The following is a 7631-nucleotide window of genomic DNA, read 5'->3' on the forward strand; positions in this document are numbered from 1 at the left end:
AGCCCTAGAGCGCCCCTGCCGCTTTCAGTTTTGCAGCCTTCTCGGCGTTATACCACCAGAAGTCCAGCTCTCCCAGAGAATAGGGCGGCAGCGTCTCGGGGTGCTCGTAGATGTCGTAATAGGCGACGGTGTGGCTGTCCTTGAACCATTGCGGCACCCAGAAATGAAGCCCGCGCAGCGCCCGGTCCAGCGCATGGACCCGGGGGATCAGCTCTTCCCGGCTCGCCGCTTCCTCGACCTTGCGGATCAGCGCGTCGATGGCCGGATTGGCGATGCCCGCCAGGTTGAACGCATCCGCGGTCGCGGCCGAGCCGAAATATTGCTGCAGATCGGCGCCGGGCAGCAGGTCCTGGCCGAAATGGCCGGTGATCAGGTCGAAGTCATGCCGCGCCTTGCGTTCCTGATGCTGCGCATCATCGACCCGCAGATGCACCGCATCCACCCCCAGCGCGCGCAGGTTTTCCACATAAGGGTTGATCACCCGGTCAAAGGTCTGGCTGTCGTTGATGAATTCGACATGCAACAGCTCGCCCTTGGCATTGCGCCGCAGCCCGTCCGCGCCCACGGCCCAGCCCGCCGCATCGAGAAGCGCCGCCGCCTTGCGCATGTTCGCCCGGTCCAGCTGGCGCTTGCCCGACACCGGCGCCATCACCGCCGGATCGGTCAGAACGCCTTCGGGCAGGTCCTTGGCCAAGGGCGTCAGCAGCGCCAGTTCCGCCGCCGAGGGTGTGCCCGTCGCCGCCAGATCCGAGTTTTCCCAAGGCGAATTGATCCGCGCATAAAGCCCGTAAAACAGCGTCTCGTTCGACCAGTCGAAGTTGAACATCAGCCCCAGCGCCTGGCGCACGCGGATGTCCTGAAACTTTTCGCGCCGCAGGTTGATCGCCCAGCCCTGCCCGTTCGCCACGCTGCCATCATGCAGCTGCGCCTTGACCACCGTGCCCGCCTGCACCGCCGGAAAGTCATATTGCGTCGCCCAGATGATCGAGCTGGCCTCGTTGCGGAAGGTGTAGCTGCCCGCCTTGAACCCCTCGAAGGCGGATTGGTAATCGCCGTAATATTCGACGCGGATGCGGTCGAAATTGGCGCGCCCGAGATTGATCGGCAGCTTTTCCCCCCAATAGGCGGGGTTGCGCTTCCAGACCACGGTCTGGCCCATCTTGAAACTGTCGAGCATGTAGGGCCCCGAGCCGATCAGCTCGACCGGCACGGGCTTTGCCAGATCGATCTTGTCGCGGGTGAACTGCGCCTTTGAAAACACCGGAAAGCCGCCCGCCGCCTGGATGATGTCGCGCTTCGGGTAATCGGGCTTGAAGGTGAATTTGATCCGGCGTGCGTCCAGCACCTCGACCGCGGTGATCTGCTGCGCGACAACCGCGCGGAAGCTCGACAAGCCCTTGTCGCGCATCGTTTCATAGGAAAACAGCACGTCTTCGATCGTCAGCGGCGTGCCGTCGGAAAAGGTGATGCCGGGGCGCAGGGTGAAGATCACCCAATCGCGCGAGGGCGGGTATTCGAAGCTTTCGCAGAGCAGGCAATAGGCCTCGCCCACCGTATCCGCGGTGCCGGTCAGCATGCTTTCCTGCGGCGCGCTGGACAGGGGCGCGGCGCGGCCCTCGATCGTGTAGGGGTTGAAGTTGTCAAAGCCGTAGGGCGTCCATTCGGAAATCTCGCCGCCCTTCGGCGCCTTCGGGTTCACATAATCCAGATGCTTGAAATCGGGCGGATATTTCACCGTGCCCAAAGTGGCGATGGCTGCCGCGGTGATCGTTTCCCCGGCGCGCAGCGGACCCGCAAGCCCGCTGGCCAGACACAAAGCCAGAAGCCCGCCGCCAAGGGCGCGGAGCATGTCCCCCCGCCGATCCCGCACCGCCACCCGCACTGCCGCTTTCGCCATGTCTCTCTCCCCTTTTGTCCCACTAAAGGGCGAAGGCCGCGCCGGGGCAAGTTGCAAAGATGTGAGGGCAAAAGGAAAGGGCCGCACCTTGCGGTACGGCCCCCGGAATTTCTGTCGCGGCGCTCAGCGCGGCAGCGTGTTCAGATAGGCGATCACGTTGGCGCGGTCTGCAGCTTCGGGCAGACCGACGAAGGACATCTTGGTGCCGGGCACTTCGGCTTTCGGGCTGACCAGATAGATGTCGAGACGCTCGGGCGTCCAGTTGCCGACATGGTTCTTCATCGCGGTCGAATATTTGAAGCCTTCGACGGTGGCGGTGGCGCGGCCGATGACGCCGTTCAGATGCGGACCGACAGCGTTCTTGCCATCGATCTTGTGGCAGGCCTTGCAGGTCTTGTTGAACTTTTCTTCGCCGGCTTTCGCATCGCCGGTGATGGTGGCCGGGTCCACTTCGACATAGGCGGGCGGCGGCGGCGCTGCAGGCTCGGCCGGGGCGGCGGCTTCGGCAGCCTCGGCGGCGGGCGCGGCAGCGGCGGGCGCCTTGGCGGGCATCGCGGCCTCGTCGACCGAGGGCAGCAGGGCCTTCCCGTCCGCACCGACCGCAACGGCGGTGGCCGGTCGCGTCGCGAAGAGCGAGTTGGAAAGCATGTAGATGAACCCGTAGAACAGGGCCACGGCGAACAGCGTGACCCCAATCTTCGTGATGTGCGTCTTGACGAGCATGGCTCCCCCGGCGGTTGGCATGTGCGGTTGGCGCATCTACGCGCTTCGCCTTGCACATTTCAAGGTTCATTCGCGCGGCAAATTGCGTTTGGGGCGCGATAAAAAGGCGCGGATCAGGGGCTTGACGGCAGATCGGCGCTTTTCTTGGCCCGGTCTTTGCGACATCAAGGGGGCGGATCGACTGTCAGGGGAATGCAAGCATGGCGGGAAATGGCGTGATCGCCTTTCAGGGGGAATTGGGGGCCTATTCGCATGAGGCCGCAAACCGGGCGCGGCCGGGAATGGATCCGCTGCCCTGCGCCACCTTCGAGGAGGTGATCGACGCCGTGCGCGAGGGCCGGGCCGAGCTTGCGATGCTGCCGGTCGAGAACTCGACCTATGGCCGGGTCGCCGACATTCACCGGCTCTTGCCGGAATCGGGGCTGCATATCCTCGATGAGCATTTCCTGCGCGTGCGCATCGCGCTGATGAGCCTGCCGGGCACGAAGCTTGACGACATCAGGCATGTGCGGGCGCATCTGGTGCTTTTGCCGCAATCGGCGCGGTTCCTGCGCACGCATGGCATCGCCGGTCATGCCGCCGCCGACAGCGCGGGCGCCGCGGCCGAACTTGCGCGCACGAAAACCCCGGGCGAGGGGGTTCTGGCCTCGGACCTCGCCGCCTCGATCTACGGGCTTGATGTGCTCGCCCGCGACATCGAGGATCACGGCCACAACACCACCCGCTTCCTTGTGATGGGCCGTCAGCCCGACGACCGCCGCCGCGGCGCCCGGATGATGACCACCTTCGTCTTCGAAGTGCGCAACATCCCGGCCGCGCTTTACAAGGCGATGGGCGGTTTCGCGACGAATGGCGTGAACATGACGAAGCTGGAAAGCTACATGCTCGACGGCTCCTTCACCGCGACGCAGTTCTACGCCGATATCGAGGGCCATCCCGACGACGAAAACGTCCGCCTCGCGCTCGACGAGCTGCGCTATTTCACCTCGTATCTGCACATCCTGGGCACCTATCCGGCCGATCCGCGCCGTCAAGAATGAAAAAGGGGGGCCTTGCCCCCCGTCCTTCGGACTCCCCCCAGCGTAGTTTCCCCAAGAAGAAACATCGCGTTTTCCTTGGCAAAATACGCCGCAGGGGTGAATTGGCCGCAGGGCAAGAGGGGGGCGCGCAGCCCCCCTGCCCTGCCCCTCAGGCGGCGCGGCTTTCCAGATCGCGCAGGAAGCTCTTGATCCGTTCGTCATAGCGGCGGTCAAGATTGGCCCGGCCCAGCCGCGCCGATTGCAGCAAAAGCCGCCCGCCCAGCGTGCGCGGCTTGATCTCGAACAGCGTCGCCATCCGGCTGCGGCGCGGCGCGAGCGCGGTGAATTCCAGCACCAGCGTCACCTCGAACCCCGAGGAGATGCCGCTGTAGTCGATCCGCACCGGCGCGTCATAGCGGGTGACGTCGATGACCATCTGCCGCGGCTTGCCGCGCAGCCGGAAGCCCACGTCCCAGGACAGGCCCGCGCCCTTTTCGGCCAGCGAATCGAGCCTGCGCATCACCACGCCCTTCTTCATCGCGGCGCGTTCCAGCGCGGGGATGTCGGTGAGCTGTTCAAAGAGCGTGTCGGCGGGCAGGGCCACGTCGACGCGGTTGCTGAATTTCATGCCTGCCTCCGATAAGGTGACCGCTTTGGCCACCCGATTCCCTTGCCCAAAGCCCCCGCGGCTGTCAATCGGCCGGGTGCGCAAGCCAATCGCGCAGCATCCAGCGCGCCACAGTGCCGGGCCGCGGCGGCCGGATCGCCGGATCGCGGCCCGCCAGAACGGCGGCCAGCCGCGCCCGGCCCACCCAAAGCGCCGCCTCGATTTCCGTCGGATCCGGGGTGATCGCCCCGGCGGCCGCCTCCCCCGCGCAGCCCAGCATCAGCGAGGCCGGAAACGGCCAGGGTTGCGCGGCCAGAAACCGCACCGCGCCGACGCGGAGGCCGGTTTCCTCCAGAACCTCGCGCCGGACCGCCGCCGCCGGGGTCTCGCCCGGTTCCATGAAGCCCGCCGGGCAGGAATGCAGCCCCTCGGGCCAGCCCGGAGAGCGGGCGAGCAGCACCTGATCGTCGCGGGTGATCCGCATGATCACCACCGGATCGGTGCGCGGGAACTGCACGCGGCCGCAGCCCGGGCAGTCGCGTTGCCAGCCGGCATGGGTGATCCGCGTGGCGCCGCCGCAGGCCGGGCAGAAGCCGTGGAAGCGATGCCAGACAAGCAGCCCGCGCGCGGTCGCCGCCAGCTCGGCCGAGCGGGCGCAAAGCCGCGGGATCATCCAGCGCAGATCGGCGCGCTCGGCCCCCGCGGGCGCGGCCGTCTCGGGCAGATCGAGCGCAAAGACCGGGGTTTCGCCGATCAGCCCCAGAAACACGCGCCATTGCGGGTCCTGGGCCGCGGGCGGCGCCGACCAGAGCCCCTGCCCGGTCACCGGATCGGCCGCGGCGCCCTCGGGCGCCATCAGCACATCGCCCGCGACAAAGCCGATGCAGCGCGCGGCGGGATCGGCCCAGGCCGCCTCCAAAGCCGCGGGATCGGCGCGCAGCCTGGCCGCGCGGTCAAGCCCCGACCCGTCCTCGGGTCCGGCAAAGCCAAGAAACTCCGGCAGGTTCGCATCCGTCATCGCCGCACTCCGCTTGCATCGCGCCGGTTGTGGCATGGGCGGGGCGGCTTGACCAGTCACAGCCCCGCGCAGGGGGCGCTGGTGCGGGGCGGGAATCAGGCTCCGGATGGCCCGTTCGTTGCTGCAGTGCCGCAATTTGCGGCATTGCCCCCGGAAACAGGCTTCGTTTCGGATCAATGCCGGTTTTTGCGCCCGCTGCGCGCCGTTGCCGGTTCCCCTGCGCGCCGCGCCGCGGCAAGGTCAGGAAAAGGAAGAAAAAAGTCCGACAGGGGACCCGCACCGTAAAGGTGCAAAGCTGACAGTGCACCGCAAAGGTGCAAGACTGACGAGGCGCCGCAAGGTGCTGACCCATCCGGCCGCGCAAGGTGGCCTTGGGGCGACGTGGCCTCCTCCTCCCTGCCACGTCGCCCCGACGACTTCCGGGAACCGACAGCTCTCAGCGGCGAGAGGTTCAGCGGCGGGACGCGAAAAACGCCTTCAACAGCCGTTCCGCGGGTTCGGCGGCGATGCCGTCATAGACCTCGGGAACATGGTGGCATTGCGGATGCGCGAAGATCCGCGGCCCCTGCGCCACGCCGCCCGATTTCGGATCCCCCGCCCCGTAATAAAGTCGCGCGATCCGCGCCGCCGACAGCGCCGCCGCGCACATCGGACAGGGTTCCAGCGTGACATAAAGGTCGTGACCGATCAGCCGCTCGGAGCCCAGCACCGCGCAAGCCGCGCGGATCGCAAGGATTTCCGCATGCGCCGTCGGGTCGTTCAGCTCGCGGGTGCGGTTGCCCGCCCGCGCGATCACCCGGCCGTCGGGGGCGACGATCACCGCGCCCACCGGCACCTCGCCGCGGGTGGCGGCGGCTTCGGCCTCGGCCAGCGCGGCCTGCATGTGGCTTTTGAACTGCATCGCCTTTCATCGCCCGCAAACCCAGCGCGATCAAGCCGCTTTCCAAACCGGCGCGACAGGTGTAGGAAGGGCGCTTCGCCCGCGATGGTCGCGCGCCCCCTCCCCTTGAAGGATCGGTCATGAACGATATTCACGAAACCCCCGCCCCGACTCTGACTGCCGATACGGCCGAACGCATCGCCAAGGTGATTGCGCGCTCGGGCGTCGCCTCGCGCCGCGATGCGGAAAAGATGATCCTTGCGGGCCGGGTGACGGTGAACGGCAAGAAGGTCACCAGCCCCGCGCTGGACGTGAAGCCCACGGACAAGGTGGTGATCGACGGCAAGCCGATCGACGCGCCGCAGGAAACCCGGCTGTGGCTGTACTACAAGCCGCTTGGCCTGGTGACGACCGAGAAGGACGAACAGGGCCGCCGCACGATTTTCGACGAGATGCCCGAGGAAATGCCGCGCGTGCTGAACGTCGGCCGGCTTGACCTCAATTCCGAAGGCCTGCTGCTGCTGACCAATGACGGCGGGCTGAAGCGGCGGCTCGAGCTGCCGGAAACCGGCTGGCTGCGCAAATATCGCGTGCGGGTGAACGGCCGCCCGACGACCGAGACCTTTGATCCGCTGCGCCGCGGCATCACCATCGAGGGCGAGGATTTCCAGCCGATGGAAGTCAGCCTTGACCGCCAGCAGGGCGCGAATGCCTGGCTGACCGTCGGCATCCGCGAGGGCAAGAACCGCGAGATCCGCCGCGCCATGACCGAGGTCGGCATGACGGTGAACCGGCTGATCCGGGTCAGCTACGGCCCGTTCCGGCTCAATGACATGGAACCGGGTGCGGTGGTCGAGGTGAAGCGCAAGATGCTGCGCGATCAGCTGGGCGACCGTCTGCTTTCGGGCATCGAAGACGGCAAGCCGCCGCGCTCGGAACGGATGGCGCCGAAGCCCGGGGCCCGCAGGCCGCGCCCCGAAGGCGCCGAAGGCGAAGAGCGCAAGGGCTTTGGCCGTCAGCGCGATTTCGCCGGGGCCGAGGGCGATCGCAAGCCGAAGTCCTTCGGCATGAAATCGCATCGCGAGGATGGCGAGCGCAAGCCCTACGCCCCGCGCGACGGCGAGAAGAAGCCCTACGCGCGTCGCGAGGACGGCGACCGGAAACCCTACGCCCCGCGCGATGGCGAGAAAAAGCCCTATGCGCGCCGCGAAGATGGCGACCGCAAGCCCTATGCCCCGCGCGATGGCGAAAAGAAACCCTACGCCCGCCGCGAAGACGGTGACCGCAAGCCCTACGCCCCGCGCGACGGCGAGAAGAAACCCTACGCCCGCCGCGAAGATGGCGACCGCAAACCCTACGCCCCGCGTGATGGCGAGAAAAAGCCCTACGCCCGCCGCGAAGATGGCGACCGCAAGCCCTACGCCCCGCGCGATGGCGAGAAAAAGCCCTACGCCCGCCGCGAAGACGGTGACCGCAAGCCCTACGCC

Annotated in this window: 7 protein-coding genes; 2 read left to right on the forward strand and 5 right to left on the reverse strand. The window is 67.1% G+C overall.

Annotated features, from left to right (window positions below):
* Window positions 1-4: 4 nt before the first annotated feature.
* Together FBT96_RS04870 and FBT96_RS04875 are read right to left on the reverse strand one after the other, a co-directional pair.
* Window positions 5-1897, reverse strand: coding sequence for an extracellular solute-binding protein (locus FBT96_RS04870; protein ID WP_136905209.1), 1893 nt, complete (start codon window positions 1895-1897; stop codon window positions 5-7).
* Between the two features lie 123 nt (window positions 1898-2020).
* On the reverse strand, window positions 2021-2620 hold the full coding sequence (locus tag FBT96_RS04875) for a c-type cytochrome (RefSeq protein ID WP_249306309.1): 600 nt from the start codon (window positions 2618-2620) through the stop codon (window positions 2021-2023).
* Between the two features lie 200 nt (window positions 2621-2820).
* Here FBT96_RS04875 and FBT96_RS04880 point away from each other — a divergent pair, with 200 nt between their 5' ends.
* Window positions 2821-3660, forward strand: coding sequence for a prephenate dehydratase (locus tag FBT96_RS04880; protein WP_136905210.1), 840 nt, complete (start codon window positions 2821-2823; stop codon window positions 3658-3660).
* 148 nt (window positions 3661-3808) lie between these two features.
* Here FBT96_RS04880 and FBT96_RS04885 read toward each other — a convergent pair whose 3' ends face one another.
* From FBT96_RS04885 to FBT96_RS04895, 3 genes are all read right to left on the reverse strand, one after another.
* Entirely contained in the window at window positions 3809-4267 is a 459-nt protein-coding gene (locus tag FBT96_RS04885) for an SRPBCC family protein (RefSeq protein ID WP_136905211.1), read from the reverse strand.
* Window positions 4268-4331: 64 nt separating this feature from the next.
* Entirely contained in the window at window positions 4332-5264 is a 933-nt protein-coding gene (gene nudC, locus FBT96_RS04890) for an NAD(+) diphosphatase (RefSeq protein ID WP_136905212.1), read from the reverse strand.
* Window positions 5265-5715: 451 nt separating this feature from the next.
* A complete protein-coding gene (locus FBT96_RS04895; RefSeq protein WP_136905213.1) occupies window positions 5716-6165 on the reverse strand; it encodes a nucleoside deaminase in 450 nt (149 codons plus the stop codon).
* A 119-nt stretch (window positions 6166-6284) separates the two neighbouring features.
* Between FBT96_RS04895 and FBT96_RS04900 the strand changes: the two genes are divergently transcribed.
* A partial coding sequence (locus FBT96_RS04900) for a pseudouridine synthase (protein WP_136905214.1) occupies window positions 6285-7631 on the forward strand: 1347 nt, incomplete at its 3' end.

Source organism: Rhodobacter capsulatus, assembly GCF_005144475.1.
In the GTDB taxonomy this organism is placed as follows: domain Bacteria; phylum Pseudomonadota; class Alphaproteobacteria; order Rhodobacterales; family Rhodobacteraceae; genus Rhodobacter; species Rhodobacter capsulatus_C.

Bases quoted from the DNA above. Each gene is read 5' to 3' on its own strand.
- FBT96_RS04870 (WP_136905209.1), bottom strand. From the start codon at position 1,897: ATGGCGAAAGCGGCAGTGCGGGTGGCGGTGCGGGATCGGCGGGGGGAC.
- FBT96_RS04875 (WP_249306309.1), bottom strand. From the start codon at position 2,620: ATGCTCGTCAAGACGCACATCACGAAGATTGGGGTCACGCTGTTCGCC.
- FBT96_RS04880 (WP_136905210.1), top strand. From the start codon at position 2,821: ATGGCGGGAAATGGCGTGATCGCCTTTCAGGGGGAATTGGGGGCCTAT.
- FBT96_RS04885 (WP_136905211.1), bottom strand. From the start codon at position 4,267: ATGAAATTCAGCAACCGCGTCGACGTGGCCCTGCCCGCCGACACGCTC.
- nudC (WP_136905212.1), bottom strand. From the start codon at position 5,264: ATGACGGATGCGAACCTGCCGGAGTTTCTTGGCTTTGCCGGACCCGAG.
- FBT96_RS04895 (WP_136905213.1), bottom strand. From the start codon at position 6,165: ATGCAGTTCAAAAGCCACATGCAGGCCGCGCTGGCCGAGGCCGAAGCC.